The following is a 17,826-nucleotide window of genomic DNA, read 5'->3' on the forward strand; positions in this document are numbered from 1 at the left end:
TCCTCGGCCCCTTAGTGAGCGGATTCCGCGTGGCTCATGTCCATGCCTTCCATTCCTTCGTGTGCGCTGTGCTCACCTTCGGGTTGGGTCATGTCCATGCTCTTACCGTGAGCCATAAATTTGTTAATAACGTCTTTAAACAAATCCGGTTTCACGTTGGAGAAGTATTCCACCTGGTTGTATTCGCTTGGCGCAGCCACTTTCTCGAACGCTGCCATGTCGCTCATGGTGTTCGTGGACTGTTTAGCTTTAGCAACCCATTGGTCGAATTCGGCGCGGTCCTTTGTTGCGATAGCCTTGAACTTCATACCGGAGAAGCCTGGTCCGCTATAACTTGCGGAGATACCATCATAAGTACCGACTTCGTTGGCGATCAGATGCAGTCGAGTCTGCATACCGGCCATGGCATAAATCTGGCTACCCAGACGCGGGATAAAGAAGGAGTTCATCACGGAGTTGGAAGTCACTTTGAATTCAACCGGAGTATTCGCCGGGAAGGCGATTTCATTCACGGTAGCGATACCCTGTTCCGGATAGATGAAGAACCATTTCCAGTCCATGGAAACCACTTCGATGGTAATGGGCTTCTCGTCATGCGCCAGCGGTTTGCTTGGCTCAAGAGCGTGAGTGGTTTTCCAGGTCAGGACGGCAAGGAAAATGATGATTAAGATCGGCACCGTCCAGACCACAGCTTCCACTTTATTGGAGTGTGACCAGTTCGGGCTGTACTTCGCATCTTTATTGCTTGCACGATACTTCCAGGCAAAACCAACAGCCATCAAGATGGCGGGAATAACGACAATCAACATCAGGCCAAATGCCGTCAGTATCAATGACCGTTGTTCCAGTCCAATCTGTCCTTTAGGGTCAAGCAGCGCAGAATTACAGCCACTGAGTAATGCAGTGCCTGCAATTAATGACAACCATCCCAAACTTTTATTGTATTTCCTGAGTCTCATTTAACGACCTCAATTCCACGGGACCGGGTGGCGTTTAAAGTGTGAGGGCATTTTACGGGAAGGTTACATTACTGTAAACATCTCTAGATCTGTGTTACTGGGTTCTGCCGTGCATGTCACATATGTTGCAATATATGTCGCTTTGGCTTTAAGAACCTGTTGCAACATCACGTTATAACGAAAGCGGGCAGGTGGGGGGCGTACTGAGGGCAATTGGTATAACCAATACGAAAATAAAACAATTGTTTAACAATTGATTATCAATAAAGGGACAATTGAGGAACAAAAAATAAATCTTTCGTGGCTGAATCGAGTAAGGAAAATAGTATATATAAAAGGCGTCAATAATTTCCAAATTCTTTGGCGCACAAAATAACAAATATTATTTTTAGCAGTTGTTGCTTATTTCGCCGTTATAATTACGTAGGGTGATTACAACGGCGATATTAATGCGGTTTTTTTACGCCAGACGTGTTTTTCGCAGTGCCAGATAATCCAGCAATCCACCAAAAACGACCCCGCAGACTGCGACCACCACCGAGACTTCAAGCAGTTCTGGCAGGAAGGAGAAGTTGGTGTAATCCAGCGCGTTCATGGTTAACAGCAGCAGCCAAACCAGCAGCAGGCAGCAGCCCGCAACCAGCGTCATTAATGCCAGACTGTACGCCCCACGAAATTCCGTGCGTGGAATAAAGCTTTCATTTTGCCAGCTATGTTCCAGAGTCTGGCGGCATACCAGCAGCAGTATCAGACCAGGAATCGCGGCAAACACCGAGAACAGATAAAACGTCGGCCAGCCGTGTGCTTCGACAAACCAACCCGCTACCGGGCCAACGTAAACGCGACCAACGGCTGAAAGCGCGGAGAGCAGGGCGAACTGGGTCGCTGAGAAGGACTTATTGCACAGCGTCATTAATAAGGCGACAAATGCCGCCGTGCCCATTCCGCCGCACAGGTTTTCAAAGAAGACGGCCGCCGCCATGCTGAACATGTGTTTGTCAGTGATGGACAGTAGCCAGTAGCCCGCATTCGACGCCCCTTGCAGGATGCCGAAAATAAGCAATGCGCGGAACAGAGAAAGGCGCTGCATCAGGATCCCACCGTACAGCGCGCCAACAATGGTGGCCAGTAGCCCCAGTGTCTTATTCACCACGCCAACTTCACCCGCATCAAACCCAACGCCACGGATTAAAAAGGTGGTGGTCAGGCTCATGGCGAAGGCATCCCCGAGCTTATACAGCACAATAAGCAGCAGGATCAGCCAGGCGTTATTACGACCAAAGAAGTCGCGCAGCGGAGCCGCAACCGCCTGTTCCAGCGTTTTAGGCACCGGAATGGTGTCAGTCGGTTCGGGTGCTAACAGGGTGGCGATGATACAAGGAATCAACAGCGCAGCCATCAGCCAGTACATCCCTTGCCAGCCCAGCCAGCGATCGGCCATCCACAGGGCCAGTCCGCCTGAAACCAGCATCCCTAATCGATAGCCCAGCACGCTGATCGCCGCGCCGGTGCCGCGGTCTTCTGCGGGCAATACGTCGGTTTTCCAGGCATCAAAGACGATATCCTGCGATGCCGAGCAAAAAGCGATCACTACTGCGAGTGCGGCCATCCAGCGTAACTGTGTGCCAGGCTCCAGAAAGCCCATCGCGGCGATAGAAATTAACAACAGCACCTGGGTCGCCAGCAGCCAGCCGCGACGTCGACCTAAAAACGGTGGCGTGTAACGGTCCATCAACGGGGACCAGAGAAACTTAAATACGTAGGCCTGACCGACCAGGGAAAAGAAACCGATGGTTTTAAGATCGATATTCTCGACCGTCATCCATGCCTGAAGCGTACCGGAAGTGAGTGCGAGCGGTAAACCGGAGGCGAACCCCAGAATGAGCAGGATAGCTGAACGTGGTTGCTGAAAAATACGTAAGTATTGACTGGACATGGGCTTCTATAGGCCCGACGAACGCCGGGCCATATGGGCAGAAATTAACGAGCGTTCTGCTTGATGAAATCGTGAACGCTGGTGTCCTGAGACATATCAGCGATGGTATCGGTCAGTACGCTGTTAACGGCATTAGCGATATTTTTGTTAGAGGCCTGCAGAGCACCTTCAACAGAATAGCTTGCACGGTAGTTTTTGGTCATCTTGTTGCCGTTGGCGGCGGTCGCGATGATGGCGATGTCTGCTTTGGTAGCGATGTTATAGCGCACGCTACCCTGAGACACGTCAGCATACAGCTGGTTAACAATGATTTGCAGGTTGACTGCACCGTTTGGTCCAATCATATAACCACGTGCGGTCATCTGTTTTTCCAGCACTTCTTGCAGCAGGAAACGCAGATCGCGGGATGCGGTCAGGGTAACCAGTTGGTTGTCACGGGTGACTTTTGCCAGCGCTTGATCCTGGCGCTGGTCGGCACCATTGATGCTAACGGTCACACCCATCAGGCTCGGGTCCTGCTGCGGCAGGGTAATTTTCGGGGAGACTTCAATAGTGGTCGGCGGCGTTGCGCATCCAGCTAACATAAACAGTGCGACAAACGGGACGAGGATTTTTTTAAACATGCCAGGGCTCTCAGCGAATCTAAATTGTATGGTTAGAGAAAATTCCCGCCATCATAACATCGCCAACGATGAGGGGAAGTGGGTAACGCATGTAAATTCATTGTGTTGTCCGTTTTATGACTTTGTAGAGACTATAAACGGACTTTTTGCAATAAATTGGAGTGAGGAATCAGTGAACTTCATCCGTTTGAATGAGAAAATCAGACAAGCGCTAATTTTTTGTTGCTAAGGTGTAATGAAAACGGTAAAAGCGGCTAGTATTTAAAGGGATGGGTGACATCTCAGCGTTGTCGGAGGAAAAATTTCATGATGATTCGTGAGCAAATAGAAGAAAAATTAAGGGCAGCGTTCGAACCCGTGTTCCTCGAAGTTGTGGATGAAAGCTATCGTCACAATGTCCCGGCTGGTTCTGAAAGCCACTTTAAGGTTGTACTGGTTAGCGATCGCTTTACAGGTGAACGTTTTCTTAATCGTCATCGGATGATTTACAGCACATTAACGGCGGAACTTTCCACAACCGTTCATGCGCTTGCCCTGCATACCTACACTATTAAGGAGTGGGAAGCGTTGCAGGATACGATTTTTGCATCGCCTCCGTGTCGTGGCGCGGGAAGCATCGCGTAAAAACGGATTTGCAACAACCGACGCTTTTCCAGTATGTTGCTACAGATTATGTGAAAGCGGCCTGCGGGCCGTTTTGTTTTGTCTGAATTCTGGGGCAGTCGTACAGTATTCAGACAAAAATTAGCCGGGAATTGTGAAAAAAGCCGCAGCAACGCGCGATAACCGTTCTCGACTCATAAAAGTGATGCCGCTATAATGCGCGTCTTATTTTTCGGAATGTCTTCGGGATGATTCTGACGACAGGGAATGTGATTGCTTATGAGAACATCCCAGTTCCGCGAAGCCAACAACCTGTGCTTGCGGAGAAGAGTTGACCGAGCACTGTGATTTTTTGAGGTAACAAGATGCAAGTTTCAGTTGAAACCACTCAAGGCCTTGGCCGCCGTGTAACGATTACTATCGCTGCTGACAGCATCGAGACCGCTGTGAAAAGCGAGCTGGTCAACGTAGCGAAGAAAGTGCGTATTGACGGTTTCCGCAAAGGAAAAGTACCGATGAATGTTGTTGCTCAGCGTTATGGCGCGTCTGTTCGCCAGGACGTTCTGGGTGACCTGATGAGCCGCAACTTCGTTGACGCGATCATCAAAGAAAAAATCAATCCGGCTGGCGCACCGAACTACGTTCCGGGCGAATACAAACTGGGTGAAGATTTTACTTACGCGGTAGAGTTCGAAGTTTACCCGGAAGTTGAGCTGACTGGCCTGGAAGCAATCGAAGTTGAAAAACCGGTTGTTGAAGTTACCGACGCTGACGTTGACGTAATGCTGGACACCCTGCGCAAGCAGCAGGCTACCTGGAAAGACAAAGACGGCGCTGCTGATGCAGAAGACCGTGTAACCATCGACTTCACCGGTTCTGTAGACGGCGAAGAGTTCGAAGGCGGCAAAGCGTCTGACTTCGTACTGGCGATGGGCCAGGGTCGTATGATCCCGGGCTTTGAAGAAGGCGTTAAAGGCCACAAAGCTGGCGAAGAGTTCACTATCGACGTGACCTTCCCGGAAGAGTACCACGCTGAAAACCTGAAAGGTAAAGCTGCGAAGTTCGTTATCAACCTGAAGAAAGTTGAAGAACGCGAACTGCCGGAACTGACTGAAGAATTCATCAAACGTTTCGGCGTTGAAGATGGTTCCGTAGCAGGTCTGCGCGCTGAAGTCCGTAAAAACATGGAACGCGAGCTGAAAGGCGCTGTGCGTAACCGCGTTAAGTCTCAGGCGATCGAAGGTCTGGTAAAAGCTAACGACATCGACGTTCCGGCTGCGCTGATCGACAGCGAAATCGACGTTCTGCGTCGTCAGGCTGCACAGCGTTTCGGTGGCAACGAGAAACAAGCTCTGGAACTGCCGCGTGAATTGTTCGAAGAACAGGCTAAGCGTCGCGTAGTTGTTGGTCTGCTGCTGGGCGAAGTGATTCGTACCAACGAACTGAAAGCTGACGAAGATCGCGTTAAAGGCCTGATCGAAGAGATGGCTTCTGCTTACGAAGATCCGAAAGAAGTTGTTGAGTTCTACAGCAAAAACAAAGAGCTGATGGACAACATGCGTAACGTCGCTCTGGAAGAGCAGGCTGTTGAAGCCGTTCTGGCGAAAGCGAAAGTGACTGAAAAAGCCACTTCCTTCAACGAACTGATGAACCAGCAGGCGTAATTCGTCGCTTTTTTAGCTCGAATTTCGTACGCAAGCCCGTCACCTTTTGGTGGCGGGTTTTTTTTTGTCACGCATTTTGCATGGGAAGAGTGCGAAAACAGCGTTTCAGTGTTAGCGTTACAACAAAAGATTGTTATGCTTGAATTATGGCGATGTCGTACCCATTACTGAGGGACTAGCTGATAATCCGTCCATAAGGTTACAATCAGCACAGCAGGTTTTTTCAAATTTTATCCAGGAGACGGAAATGTCATACAGCGGCGAACGAGATAACTTTGCACCCCATATGGCGCTGGTGCCGATGGTCATTGAACAGACCTCACGTGGTGAGCGCTCTTTTGATATCTATTCTCGTCTACTTAAGGAACGCGTCATTTTTCTGACCGGCCAGGTCGAAGACCATATGGCTAACCTGATCGTGGCGCAGATGCTGTTCCTGGAAGCAGAAAACCCAGAAAAAGATATCTACCTGTACATCAACTCCCCTGGTGGAGTGATCACTGCCGGGATGTCTATCTATGACACCATGCAGTTTATTAAGCCGGACGTCAGCACCATTTGTATGGGCCAGGCGGCCTCAATGGGTGCGTTCCTGCTGACCGCCGGGGCGAAAGGCAAACGTTTTTGCCTGCCTAACTCTCGCGTCATGATCCACCAGCCTCTGGGCGGTTACCAGGGCCAGGCAACGGATATTGAAATTCATGCCCGTGAAATCCTGAAGGTAAAAGGGCGCATGAACGAACTTATGGCGCATCATACGGGTCAATCTCTTGAGCAGATTGAACGTGATACCGAGCGCGATCGCTTCCTCTCCGCTTCTGAAGCGGTAGAGTACGGTCTGGTCGACTCGATTTTGACCCATCGTAATTAATGCCCAGTGCGCAGGTGTGCCGCTATAATTACCTGGAGCGGCACAACGCTGACTAGCGTCTTGCGCCTGAGAATGGCATTTGCGTCGTCGTGTGCGGCACAAAGAACAAAGAAGAGGTTTTGACCCATGACAGATAAACGCAAAGATGGCTCGGGCAAATTGTTGTACTGCTCTTTTTGCGGCAAAAGCCAGCATGAAGTGCGTAAGCTGATTGCCGGTCCATCCGTGTATATCTGCGACGAATGTGTTGATTTATGTAACGACATCATTCGCGAAGAGATTAAGGAAGTAGCACCGCACCGTGAACGCAGTGCGCTGCCGACGCCACATGAAATTCGCAACCACCTGGACGATTACGTTATCGGTCAGGAGCAGGCGAAGAAAGTGCTGGCGGTCGCGGTATACAACCATTACAAACGTCTGCGCAACGGCGACACCAGCAATGGCGTCGAGTTGGGCAAAAGTAACATCCTGCTGATTGGCCCGACGGGTTCCGGTAAAACGCTGCTGGCTGAAACGCTGGCGCGCCTGCTGGACGTTCCGTTCACCATGGCTGATGCCACCACGCTGACCGAAGCCGGTTATGTGGGTGAAGATGTTGAAAATATTATTCAGAAGCTGTTGCAGAAGTGCGATTACGACGTGCAGAAAGCACAGCGTGGGATCGTCTATATCGATGAGATCGACAAGATTTCACGTAAGTCTGATAACCCATCTATTACCCGTGACGTTTCCGGCGAAGGCGTACAGCAGGCGCTGTTGAAACTGATCGAAGGGACGGTTGCTGCCGTTCCGCCGCAGGGTGGTCGTAAACATCCTCAGCAGGAATTCCTGCAGGTTGATACCTCCAAGATCCTGTTTATCTGTGGCGGTGCCTTTGCCGGTCTGGATAAAGTGATTGCTAACCGTGTTGAAACCGGCTCCGGCATTGGTTTTGGCGCAACGGTAAAAGCACAGTCTGATAAAGCCAGCGAAGGTGAACTGCTGTCGCAGGTTGAACCGGAAGATCTGATCAAGTTTGGTCTGATCCCTGAGTTCATCGGTCGTCTGCCGGTTGTGGCAACGCTGAGCGAGCTGAGCGAAGAAGCGTTGATCCAGATCCTCAAAGAGCCGAAAAACGCCCTGACCAAGCAGTACCAGGCGCTGTTCAATCTTGAAGGTGTCGATCTGGAATTCCGTGAGGAAGCGCTGGATGCGATCGCTAAGAAAGCGATGGCGCGTAAAACCGGTGCTCGTGGTCTGCGTTCTATCGTCGAAGCCGCGCTGCTCGACACCATGTACGATCTGCCTTCTATGGAAGACGTCGAAAAAGTGGTGATCGATGAGTCGGTGATTGGCGGTCAGAGCAAGCCATTGCTGATTTACGGTAAGCCGGAAGCGCAGCAGGCATCTGGCGAATAATTCATCAATTCATACAGACATTTAATTAAAAAGGGGGGATTTTATCTCCCCTTTTATTTTTCCGTAAACATGGCGTTGAATGTGTGGGAAACATCCCCATATACTGACATACATGTTAAAGGTGGTGTGAAGCACAGTCGTACCACCTGATTACCTGGCGGAAACTAAACTAAGAGAGAGCTCTATGAATCCTGAGCGTTCTGAACGCATTGAAATCCCCGTATTGCCGTTGCGCGATGTGGTGGTTTATCCGCACATGGTCATACCCTTATTTGTAGGGCGGGAAAAATCTATCCGTTGTCTGGAAGCGGCTATGGACCATGATAAAAAAATCATGCTGGTCGCACAGAAAGAAGCGTCAACGGATGAGCCGGGTGTAAACGATCTTTTCACCGTCGGGACCGTGGCCTCTATTTTGCAGATGCTGAAACTGCCTGACGGCACCGTAAAAGTGCTGGTCGAGGGGTTACAGCGTGCGCGTATTTCTGCGCTGTCTGACAACGGCGAGCATTTCTCTGCGAAAGCAGAGTACCTTGACTCGCCTGCTATTGATGAGCGCGAACAGGAAGTGCTGGTGCGTACCGCTATCAGCCAGTTCGAAGGCTATATCAAGCTGAACAAGAAAATTCCACCAGAAGTGCTGACGTCGCTGAACAGCATTGACGATCCTGCACGTCTGGCGGATACCATCGCTGCACACATGCCGCTGAAGCTGGCTGACAAGCAGTCCGTGCTGGAGATGTCCGACGTTAACGAACGTCTGGAATATCTGATGGCGATGATGGAGTCTGAAATCGATCTGCTGCAGGTTGAGAAACGCATTCGCAACCGCGTGAAAAAGCAGATGGAAAAATCTCAGCGCGAGTACTATCTGAACGAGCAGATGAAAGCTATTCAGAAAGAACTCGGTGAGATGGACGATGCACCGGACGAAAACGAAGCGTTGAAGCGTAAAATCGATGCGGCGAAAATGCCGAAAGAGGCAAAAGAGAAAGCGGAAGCAGAACTGCAGAAGCTGAAAATGATGTCTCCTATGTCGGCGGAAGCGACCGTGGTGCGTGGCTACATCGACTGGATGGTACAGGTGCCGTGGAATGCGCGTAGCAAGGTCAAAAAAGACCTACGTCAGGCGCAGGAAATCCTCGATACCGACCATTATGGTCTGGAGCGCGTCAAAGACCGTATTCTTGAGTATCTCGCGGTTCAAAGCCGTGTAAATAAAATCAAGGGGCCGATCCTGTGTCTGGTTGGACCGCCGGGGGTAGGTAAAACCTCTCTGGGGCAGTCCATCGCTAAGGCAACTGGGCGTAAATACATCCGTATGGCGCTGGGCGGCGTGCGTGATGAAGCCGAAATTCGCGGTCACCGCCGGACCTATATCGGTTCTATGCCGGGTAAACTGATCCAGAAAATGGCCAAAGTGGGCGTTAAAAACCCGCTGTTCCTGCTTGATGAGATCGACAAAATGTCTTCCGACATGCGTGGCGATCCGGCTTCCGCACTGCTCGAAGTGCTGGATCCAGAGCAGAACGTGGCGTTCAGCGATCACTACCTGGAAGTGGACTACGATCTCAGCGATGTGATGTTTGTTGCGACCTCTAACTCCATGAATATTCCGGCACCGTTGCTGGATCGTATGGAAGTGATCCGTCTGTCCGGTTATACCGAAGACGAAAAGCTGAACATTGCCAAACGTCACCTGTTGCCGAAACAGATTGAGCGTAATGCGCTGAAAAAAGGTGAGCTGACGGTCGACGATAGCGCCATTGTGGGCATTATTCGTTACTACACTCGTGAAGCAGGCGTGCGTAGTCTGGAACGTGAAATCTCTAAACTGTGCCGTAAAGCGGTGAAACAGCTGCTGCTGGATAAATCGCTGAAACATATTGAGATCAATGGCGACAATCTGCACGACTATCTGGGTGTACAGCGCTTTGACTATGGCCGCGCGGATAACGAAAACCGCGTTGGTCAGGTGACGGGTCTGGCGTGGACGGAAGTTGGCGGCGATCTGCTGACTATCGAAACCGCCTGCGTACCGGGTAAAGGTAAGTTGACCTACACCGGTTCTCTGGGTGAAGTCATGCAGGAGTCGATTCAGGCTGCGCTGACCGTGGTGCGCGCGCGTGCGGAAAAACTGGGTATTAACCCGGACTTTTACGAAAAACGCGACATCCACGTTCACGTACCTGAAGGGGCGACGCCGAAAGACGGTCCAAGTGCGGGTATTGCTATGTGTACTGCGCTGGTGTCTTGTCTTACCGGTAACCCAGTTCGCGCCGACGTAGCGATGACGGGTGAGATCACCCTGCGTGGTCAGGTTCTGCCTATCGGTGGTTTGAAAGAAAAACTGCTGGCGGCACACCGTGGCGGCATTAAGACGGTCTTAATTCCCGATGAGAACAAACGTGACCTGGAAGAGATTCCGGACAACGTAATTGCCGATCTTAATATTCACCCGGTGAAACGTATTGAGGAAGTTCTGACTCTTGCGTTGCAAAATGAACCCTCTGGAATGCAGGTTGTGACGGCAAAATAGTGACCTCGCGCAAAGAGCATTAATAAAAACAGGGCTGGCAGGCCATTTCGGGCTTGCCAGCCTTTTTTTGTATAGCTAATTTAGATAACGGATTAGGCTTGCCATCATTAACGGGTGTTGTAAGGGCATGGCAGGCCTGATATAACTGCTGCGCGGTCGCACTTTGAAGGATTCAGGTGCGATATAAATTATAAAGAGGAAGAGAAGAGTGAATAAATCTCAACTGATCGACAAAATTGCTGCAGGGGCTGATATCTCTAAAGCTGCGGCTGGACGTGCGTTAGATGCAATTATTGCTTCTGTTACCGAATCTCTGAAAGAAGGTGATGACGTAGCGCTGGTAGGTTTTGGTACTTTTGCCGTTAAAGAGCGTGCTGCCCGTACTGGTCGCAACCCGCAAACAGGTAAAGAGATCACCATCGCCGCGGCTAAAGTACCGGGCTTCCGTGCAGGTAAAGCACTGAAAGACGCGGTAAACTAAGTGATTTCCCCTTTGGGGATGTGACGAAGTACAAGGGCGCATCGACTGATGTGCCTTTTTTATTTGTAATTCCGGTACTTTCTACGCGTTGTGGGCTGACAATTGCCCCTGTTTCTTGTCACAATAGACCTTTGTGCGCAGCGTTCAGGAAACGCTATGCTGCGTGAAGCATATATACTCAAAATCCTTGTTGCCGTTGTTGTCATCAACGCGGGGGCAGCAGAGAGGATAACGCGTATAGTCATCTACAGCGGAGTGTGGTTACACCATGATGGACAGCTTACGCACGGCTGCTAACAGTCTCGTGCTCAAGATTATTTTCGGTATCATTATCGTGTCGTTCATTTTGACCGGCGTGAGTGGTTACCTGATTGGCGGGGGCAATAACTTCGCCGCCAAAGTGAATGGCCAGGAGATCAGCCGCGGGCAGTTCGAGAATGCGTTCAACAGCGAACGTAACCGCATGCAGCAACAGCTGGGCGATCAATACTCCGAGCTGGCCGCGAACGAAGGTTATATGAAAACGCTGCGTCAGCAGGTGCTGAATCGTCTTGTTGACGAAGCGCTGCTGGATCAGTATTCCCGCGAGCTTAAGCTCAACATCAGCGACGATCAGGTTAAACAGGCCATTTTCGCCACGCCTGCGTTCCAGGTGGACGGCAAGTTTGATAACAACCGCTACAACGCGATTGTCAATCAAATGGGAATGACTGCAGACCAGTACGCACAGGCATTACGTAATCAGCTCACGACACAGCAGCTGATTAACGGTGTTGCCGGTACGGACTTCATGCTGAAAGGCGAAACGGATGAACTGGCGGCGCTGGTCGCACAGCAGCGTATCGTGCGCGAGGCGACGATTGACGTTAACGCACTGGCCGCGAAGCAGTCTGTTACCGAGCAGGAAGTTGCCAGCTACTACGAGCAGAATAAAAACAACTTTATGACGCCGGAACAGTTCCGCGTGAGCTACATCAAGCTGGACGCTGCTGCTATGCAGGAGACGGCCAGCGATGCTGATATTCAGTCTTACTATGACCAGCATCAGGATCAGTTCACTCAGCCGCAGCGTAACCGCTACAGCATCATTCAGACCAAAACGGAAGATGAAGCCAAAGCGGTACTGGATGAGCTGAACAAAGGCGGTGACTTCGCTGCGCTGGCGAAAGAAAAATCTGCCGATATCATCTCTGCTCATAAAGGCGGTGATATGGGATGGCTGGAAGATTCCACTACCCCGGATGAGCTGAAAAATGCTGGTCTGAAAGAAAAAGGCCAACTGTCTGGCGTAATTAAGTCTTCCGTTGGTTTCCTCGTTGCGCGTCTTGACGACGTACAGCCCGCGCAAGTTAAACCGCTGAGCGAAGCCCGTGACGAGATTGCGGCAAAAGTGAAGCAGGAAAAAGCGCTGGATGCCTACTATGCGCTGCAGCAGAAAGTCAGCGACGCGGCCAGCAACGATAACGAATCTCTGGCGGGTGCAGAGCAGGCTGCGGGTATGAAAGCGGTTGAAACGGGCTGGTTTAGCCGTGACAGCCTGCCGGAAGAACTGAATTTCAAACCAGTCGCTGACATCATTTTCAATGGTGGTCTGGTTGGTGAGAACGGTACGCCTGGCAGTAACTCCGATATCATCACCGTGGACGGCGATCGTGCGTTCGTGCTGCGTATTGCAGAGCACAAAGCTGAAGCCGTGAAGCCACTGGCTGAAGTGAAAGAGCAGGTAACTGCGCTCGTTAAGCACAATAAAGCAGAGCAGCAGGCGAAGCTTGATGCCGATAAACTGCTGGCGGATCTGAAAGCCGGTAAAGGCGATGAAGCGATGAAAGCGGCGGGTCTGAGCTTTGGCGAGGCGAAAACGCTGAGCCGTACGGGTCAGGATCCGCTGAGCCAGGCTGCCTTTGGTCTGAGCCTGCCGGCGAAAGACAAACCGAGCTACGGCGTCGCGAACGACATGCAGGGTAACGTTGTTCTGTTGGCGTTGGACGAGGTGAAAGCTGGTTCTATGCCTGAAGCGCAGAAGAAAGCGATGGTTCAGGGGATCACTCAGAACAACGCGCAGATTGTCTTCGAAGCGCTGATGAGCAACCTGCGTAAAGCCGCAAAAATTAAAATCGGTGATGCGCTGGAACAGCAGCAATAACCGAGGCAGTTCGCAAAAAATTGCAAAAAGTTGTATCTACCAAAGGCCGCTTTCGCGGCCTTTTCCATTTCTGATATTTGCCGTTTGTCTGCCGTTCTGCACCTCGCTATCGTGATTCCACTGTTAACAAACAAGGAGAAAACAGTATGAAACATGGAATCAAAGCTCTGCTTATCACTCTTTCATTGACCTGCGCTGGTATGGCCCAAACCGCATTGGCGGCTGAGCCTGTCGCCAAAAGCCAGGCGACTCAAACCAAAGCGGAAAACCCAGGGGCGGCACAAAGCAAAGCCACACTGCCCGCTAAAGCAAGCGACGATGAGGGCACCAGGGTAAGCATCAACAGCGCTTCTGCGGAGGATTTAGCGCGAGTTATGAATGGCGTGGGTCTAAAGAAAGCGCAGGCGATTGTGAGCTATCGTGAGGAGTACGGGCCGTTTAAAACGGTGGATGATTTAAAACAGGTGCCGGGCATGGGCAGTTCACTGGTTGAGCGTAACCTGGCAGTTTTAACACTTTAATAACTTGCAGAGCGCTGAAAGTTTGCCAGACTGTAGAGGTCATACCAGTTATGACCTCTTTACTCAAAAGTCTGTTCATATAAAAACAACGTAAGGCTCCTGCGCTATGCAAACACAAATCAAAGTCCGTGGTTTTCATCTTGATGTCTATCAGCACGTTAACAATGCCCGCTATCTGGAGTTTCTGGAAGAGGCCCGCTGGGATGGTCTGGAAAACAGCGACAGCTTTCAGTGGATGACCGCACACAACATCGCTTTTGTGGTCGTGAATATTAATATCAACTACCGGCGACCTGCGGTGCTGAGCGACCTGCTGACCATCACCAGTCAGGTTCAACAGTTAAATGGCAAAAGTGGCGTGTTAAACCAGACCATTACCCTGGAGCCGGAAGGGCAGGTGGTGGCAGACGCGCTGATTACGTTCGTCTGTATTGATTTGAAAACGCAAAAAGCGTTGCCGCTGGAAGGGGAGTTGCGCGAAAAACTGGAGCAGATGGTGCAGTAGTGGCTGCGATTGCCGGAAGGTGACGCTCAAGCGTCTTATCCGGCCTACATGAGTTGCTGCAACTGTCTGTAGGCCGGATAAGCAAAGCGCAATCCGGCAATACAATCACTTTAACCCGGTTTTCTGTTTCATTGCCGCCATCACTGCCGGTTTATCCGCCAGATAATGGTTCAGGCCGTTGGCACGCAGATTACACGCAGCACATTGACCGCAACCGTCACCTTTGATTCCGTTATAGCAGGTCAGCGTTTCTTCGCGTACCAGGTCCAGCTTGCCCCAATAATCGGCCAGTGCCCAGGTTTCGGCTTTATCGATCCACATCAGTGGGGTTTCAAAGCGAATATCTTTCGCCATCCCCAGGCTTACAGCATGGTTCAGGGCTTTAACGAACTCATCGCGACAGTCCGGATAGCCGGAGAAATCGGTCTCACAAACGCCGGTAATGACCGCTTCTGCCTGCACCTGGTACGCGTAAATTGCTGCCAGCGTTAAGAACAGAATATTGCGTCCTGGCACAAAGGTATTGGGAATGCCGTTCGCATCCGGTTCGTAATCGGGTACCGGAATGTTATCGCGGGTCAGGCTGCTGACAGCCAGTTCACTGAGCAATGTGACATCAAGTACTTTGTGCGCCCGCGCGCCAAGTTTTAAGGCCAGGTCACGTGCGACATCAATCTCAGCGCGATGGCGCTGACCATAATCAAAGGTCACGCAGTGCACTTCATCATACTGATGCAGCGCTTGCGCCAGACAAGTCGTGGAGTCCTGACCTCCACTGAATACAACAACGGCACGTTTCATGGCTTTTCCTGACAAAATAACGAAGCCCTTATGGTAGCGCCTGGACGTGCCGTCGACCAGCTTCTTCACGCTGAAGGAGGTGGCAGCCAGGCTTCGGTAAACTCGAACCAGCCACGAGGATTCAGGCGTACGCCGTTCACGCCCGGTGGCGCGCTGATGCGATAGTGATAATTGAACAGTGGGGTCAGGGTAGCGTCATGCATTAGCGTGGCGAAAACTTGTTGTAAAGCAGCGTGGCGATCGTCCTCATCGGCCTGGATTTGAAGGGCATCCAGGGTCGTTTGCAAATGTGTGTATGCTGGCGCATTCAATACATGTGACCAGAGCTGATCGCAGCGCAACCACTGTTCGAGAGTATATTCAGGTGCCTCACCAATCAGCCTGTCGCCCATCATCAGGTTGGCCTGGGCTAAGGGATGATCGCCATCCCAGTTTTTAGCATTATGAAAAATAAGCGTTAATTCACAGCCGAGCAGCGCCAGCGCCTGGCGAAGCTGTTCAGCCATAGCGTGAAGTTCTACCGGCAGGTGATAAGCCAGCGTCAGCTTTTCCGGTAATGCCACCTCATCGAGTTCATCCCATTGTGGGATAGTCCATCCGGGGAGCAGTGCATTGCTTGGCGTGATCAGATTTTCATCCACTTCAAGCGTTTGTAGCAGGGAAGAACGGTGGATGATATTGATCAGTCTACGGGCCTGCTGCGTATTCAGGTGCGCGCTTTTTCTGAGCGTGAGATAACAAAAACCAAGACTGATCCCGCTGCTTACCTGGCTTAGCATAGGCAACTCTTCGGGTTTACCAATCGCAATTTGCACCGGATGGCGACAGCTGGTGCCCAGATCCTGGGAGAAGAGCTGTGGGGTTATCCAGTATTCAATGGCTTTTAGCAGCGGATGACTCAGATGGTAGTGATCATGGCTCTCGATACGCACCAGCTCAGGAGTAAACAGCGTCAACCGGAACGGGCCGGTACCCACAAACGGGTACTCAGGATGCGCCAGGTGACTGCTGTAGCTTGCCAGACGGTGCGCCAGCCAGAAGTCGGGACGATGCAGAATAAAGGTCAGACACTGGGGATGCGTCACCTCAATGCGCTTTACGCTGATAAACAGCTTATTCAGCGCGGGGAGTTCTAACAGCTTCAGCAACTGCTGATGTAGCTGTGAGCTGCTTACCGTATCACCGTTATGCCAATGCAGGGTGGAACGAATATAGAAATCCCAGCGCAGGCCGTCAGCGGAAATATTCCAGTGGTGGGCTAAGTCTCCACAAGGACGTTGCGTAGTGCTGTCAAACCGGGTCAGGCCAGAGAAAACTTGTCCGGCGAGGTGTTGCTCCGCGCGACCAGGGAGAAAACCGGGGTGCAAGGGGTCGAGCGGGCGGTAATAGGGGATACGTAGGGTTGGCGTGTCGTTTTGCCACTGACCGCCCATAAACGGTTGTAGCAGTGTTCTTAATTCGCCCGGAGCCAACTGAGCCAGTTCCAGTACGCTAAGCTGCTCTCCCTTTTGCAGCGCCTGTTCCATCATGGTGTTGCGCAGTGAATCTGGCGTCACTAAAAACCGCAGTTGCCCGCGTTTCCCGCGCCCCGACTGGGCATGCCACTCCAGCCAGCCCGCATCCTGCGCTTGCTTTAGCAGGGTACGCACATGGCGTTCGCTACAAAAACAGCGTTCGGCCAGTTCCCCGACGGTCACCGACTGCGGTTCGCCGTTCGAGGGCAGCCACAGGCGTTGGTACTGGTTCAGGCGATTAAGCAGACGCATTGATACTTTTTCCTTCAGGATGTCCGTTAACGGTTTATGCGTAGAGAAACCCGGAACAATTCATTTTATCTATTCACTATTACTTCCGTATATCTCAGGTGATACTGGATCACAAGTTAACCGCGTCACAGTGTGGAGAAAGAAATGGCTCGTCTGGCTGCATTTGATATGGATGGCACCCTTTTGATGCCGAATCACCATTTAGGTGACGAAACGCTTTCAACGCTGTCGCGCCTGCGTGAACGCGATATTACTCTGACATTTGCTACCGGCCGACATGTGCTTGAGATGCGCCATATTTTAGGCTCGATCTCACTGGACGCCTTTTTGATCACGGGTAATGGCACGCGTATTCACTCTCTTGAGGGCGATGTGTTACACCGTCAGGATCTGGATCCGAATGTCGCGGATATTGTGTTGCATCAGAAGTGGGACACTACCGCCAGCATGCATGTCTTTAATGACAACGGTTGGTTCACCGGACAAGAGATCCCCTCGCTGCTGCAGGCGCATGTGTATAGCGGATTTCGCTACCAGATCGTCGATGTGAAACGTATTCCGGCGCATCAGGTCACGAAAGTCTGTTTCTGCGGCGATCATAACTCTTTGATCCAATTGCGAATTCAACTGAATGAAGCGCTGGGTGAACAGGCGAATCTCTGTTTTTCCGCGTTTGATTGCCTTGAGGTGCTGCCGCTGGGCTGTAATAAAGGATCGGCATTGGCGGTGTTGAGCGACCATTTAGGTTATTCAATGGCCGAGTGTATGGCGTTTGGCGATGCCATGAACGATCGCGAAATGTTAGGCAGCGTTGGGCGCGGCCTGATTATGGGTAACGCGATGCCGCAACTGATTGCTGAACTGCCTCATTTATCGGTGATTGGGCATTGCCGTAATCAGGCAGTGTCACACTTTTTGACGCATTGGCTGGACAATCCACATCTACCTTATTCCCCCGAATGAGAGATCCCTTCCAGCAAGCCAGACTTCGCGTCTGGCTTTTTTTTATCCTA

15 protein-coding genes are annotated in these 17,826 nt (G+C 51.3%); 10 read left to right on the forward strand and 5 right to left on the reverse strand.

Going from position 1 to position 17,826, the window contains the following annotated elements:
- Window positions 1-11 precede the first annotated feature (11 nt).
- From cyoA to OGY71_RS09210, 3 genes are all read right to left on the reverse strand, one after another.
- Window positions 12-959 (reverse strand): cytochrome o ubiquinol oxidase subunit II, encoded by a 948-nt coding sequence (gene cyoA / locus OGY71_RS09200; RefSeq protein ID WP_032942534.1) that lies wholly within the window; start codon window positions 957-959, stop codon window positions 12-14.
- Between the two features lie 460 nt (window positions 960-1,419).
- Window positions 1,420-2,895: a muropeptide MFS transporter AmpG gene (gene ampG, locus OGY71_RS09205; RefSeq protein WP_048214791.1), complete on the reverse strand. Its 1,476-nt coding sequence runs from the start codon at window positions 2,893-2,895 to the stop codon at window positions 1,420-1,422.
- A 44-nt stretch (window positions 2,896-2,939) separates the two neighbouring features.
- Window positions 2,940-3,518 carry a lipoprotein gene (locus tag OGY71_RS09210; protein ID WP_032941838.1) on the reverse strand — a complete coding sequence of 193 codons (579 nt, stop codon included), beginning with the start codon at window positions 3,516-3,518 and terminating at the stop codon, window positions 2,940-2,942.
- 306 nt (window positions 3,519-3,824) lie between these two features.
- Here OGY71_RS09210 and bolA point away from each other — a divergent pair, with 306 nt between their 5' ends.
- The 9 genes from bolA (at window position 3,825) to fadM (ending at window position 14,246) form a co-directional block, all read left to right on the forward strand.
- On the forward strand, window positions 3,825-4,142 hold the full coding sequence (gene bolA, locus OGY71_RS09215) for a transcriptional regulator BolA (RefSeq protein ID WP_003021619.1): 318 nt from the start codon (window positions 3,825-3,827) through the stop codon (window positions 4,140-4,142).
- A gap of 344 nt (window positions 4,143-4,486) precedes the next feature.
- Window positions 4,487-5,785, forward strand: coding sequence for a trigger factor (tig, locus tag OGY71_RS09220; protein WP_003021622.1), 1,299 nt, complete (start codon window positions 4,487-4,489; stop codon window positions 5,783-5,785).
- Between the two features lie 247 nt (window positions 5,786-6,032).
- Window positions 6,033-6,656, forward strand: a complete 624-nt coding sequence (clpP, locus tag OGY71_RS09225) for an ATP-dependent Clp endopeptidase proteolytic subunit ClpP (RefSeq protein ID WP_003021624.1) — start codon at window positions 6,033-6,035, stop codon at window positions 6,654-6,656.
- A 126-nt stretch (window positions 6,657-6,782) separates the two neighbouring features.
- The gene (gene clpX, locus OGY71_RS09230) at window positions 6,783-8,057 is read left to right on the forward strand and encodes an ATP-dependent protease ATP-binding subunit ClpX (RefSeq protein ID WP_003831013.1); all 1,275 of its coding nucleotides are present in this window, start codon (window positions 6,783-6,785) and stop codon (window positions 8,055-8,057) included.
- A 184-nt stretch (window positions 8,058-8,241) separates the two neighbouring features.
- Window positions 8,242-10,596, forward strand: a complete 2,355-nt coding sequence (lon, locus tag OGY71_RS09235) for an endopeptidase La (protein WP_003831014.1) — start codon at window positions 8,242-8,244, stop codon at window positions 10,594-10,596.
- A gap of 190 nt (window positions 10,597-10,786) precedes the next feature.
- Window positions 10,787-11,077 carry a nucleoid-associated protein HU-beta gene (gene hupB, locus OGY71_RS09240; RefSeq protein ID WP_219352570.1) on the forward strand — a complete coding sequence of 97 codons (291 nt, stop codon included), beginning with the start codon at window positions 10,787-10,789 and terminating at the stop codon, window positions 11,075-11,077.
- Between the two features lie 268 nt (window positions 11,078-11,345).
- Window positions 11,346-13,220 (forward strand): peptidylprolyl isomerase, encoded by a 1,875-nt coding sequence (gene ppiD / locus OGY71_RS09245; RefSeq protein WP_200920723.1) that lies wholly within the window; start codon window positions 11,346-11,348, stop codon window positions 13,218-13,220.
- A gap of 146 nt (window positions 13,221-13,366) precedes the next feature.
- Window positions 13,367-13,741, forward strand: a complete 375-nt coding sequence (locus OGY71_RS09250; protein ID WP_003831017.1) for a helix-hairpin-helix domain-containing protein — start codon at window positions 13,367-13,369, stop codon at window positions 13,739-13,741.
- Window positions 13,742-13,847: 106 nt separating this feature from the next.
- A complete protein-coding gene (gene fadM / locus OGY71_RS09255) occupies window positions 13,848-14,246 on the forward strand; it encodes a long-chain acyl-CoA thioesterase FadM (protein WP_003021636.1) in 399 nt (132 codons plus the stop codon).
- A gap of 105 nt (window positions 14,247-14,351) precedes the next feature.
- Here fadM and queC read toward each other — a convergent pair whose 3' ends face one another.
- Together queC and OGY71_RS09265 are read right to left on the reverse strand one after the other, a co-directional pair.
- Window positions 14,352-15,047 carry a 7-cyano-7-deazaguanine synthase QueC gene (gene queC / locus OGY71_RS09260; RefSeq protein WP_126955920.1) on the reverse strand — a complete coding sequence of 232 codons (696 nt, stop codon included), beginning with the start codon at window positions 15,045-15,047 and terminating at the stop codon, window positions 14,352-14,354.
- Window positions 15,048-15,112: 65 nt separating this feature from the next.
- Complete coding sequence (locus OGY71_RS09265; protein ID WP_286613159.1) at window positions 15,113-16,813, reverse strand: SgrR family transcriptional regulator; 1,701 nt, start codon at window positions 16,811-16,813, stop codon at window positions 15,113-15,115.
- A 144-nt stretch (window positions 16,814-16,957) separates the two neighbouring features.
- Between OGY71_RS09265 and cof the strand changes: the two genes are divergently transcribed.
- Window positions 16,958-17,776 (forward strand): HMP-PP phosphatase, encoded by an 819-nt coding sequence (gene cof / locus OGY71_RS09270; RefSeq protein WP_267452345.1) that lies wholly within the window; start codon window positions 16,958-16,960, stop codon window positions 17,774-17,776.
- Window positions 17,777-17,826: the final 50 nt, after the last annotated feature.

This window comes from Citrobacter sp. Cpo109, from assembly GCF_030332565.1.
GTDB lineage: Bacteria > Pseudomonadota > Gammaproteobacteria > Enterobacterales > Enterobacteriaceae > Citrobacter > Citrobacter portucalensis.

What these genes read in the sequence shown, in the direction of transcription:
- cyoA (WP_032942534.1), bottom strand. Translation starts at nt 959, where the DNA reads ATGAGACTCAGGAAATACAATAAAAGTTTGGGATGGTTGTCATTAATT.
- ampG (WP_048214791.1), bottom strand. Translation starts at nt 2,895, where the DNA reads ATGTCCAGTCAATACTTACGTATTTTTCAGCAACCACGTTCAGCTATC.
- OGY71_RS09210 (WP_032941838.1), bottom strand. Translation starts at nt 3,518, where the DNA reads ATGTTTAAAAAAATCCTCGTCCCGTTTGTCGCACTGTTTATGTTAGCT.
- bolA (WP_003021619.1), top strand. Translation starts at nt 3,825, where the DNA reads ATGATGATTCGTGAGCAAATAGAAGAAAAATTAAGGGCAGCGTTCGAA.
- tig (WP_003021622.1), top strand. Translation starts at nt 4,487, where the DNA reads ATGCAAGTTTCAGTTGAAACCACTCAAGGCCTTGGCCGCCGTGTAACG.
- clpP (WP_003021624.1), top strand. Translation starts at nt 6,033, where the DNA reads ATGTCATACAGCGGCGAACGAGATAACTTTGCACCCCATATGGCGCTG.
- clpX (WP_003831013.1), top strand. Translation starts at nt 6,783, where the DNA reads ATGACAGATAAACGCAAAGATGGCTCGGGCAAATTGTTGTACTGCTCT.
- lon (WP_003831014.1), top strand. Translation starts at nt 8,242, where the DNA reads ATGAATCCTGAGCGTTCTGAACGCATTGAAATCCCCGTATTGCCGTTG.
- ppiD (WP_200920723.1), top strand. Translation starts at nt 11,346, where the DNA reads ATGATGGACAGCTTACGCACGGCTGCTAACAGTCTCGTGCTCAAGATT.
- OGY71_RS09250 (WP_003831017.1), top strand. Translation starts at nt 13,367, where the DNA reads ATGAAACATGGAATCAAAGCTCTGCTTATCACTCTTTCATTGACCTGC.
- fadM (WP_003021636.1), top strand. Translation starts at nt 13,848, where the DNA reads ATGCAAACACAAATCAAAGTCCGTGGTTTTCATCTTGATGTCTATCAG.
- queC (WP_126955920.1), bottom strand. Translation starts at nt 15,047, where the DNA reads ATGAAACGTGCCGTTGTTGTATTCAGTGGAGGTCAGGACTCCACGACT.
- OGY71_RS09265 (WP_286613159.1), bottom strand. Translation starts at nt 16,813, where the DNA reads ATGCGTCTGCTTAATCGCCTGAACCAGTACCAACGCCTGTGGCTGCCC.
- cof (WP_267452345.1), top strand. Translation starts at nt 16,958, where the DNA reads ATGGCTCGTCTGGCTGCATTTGATATGGATGGCACCCTTTTGATGCCG.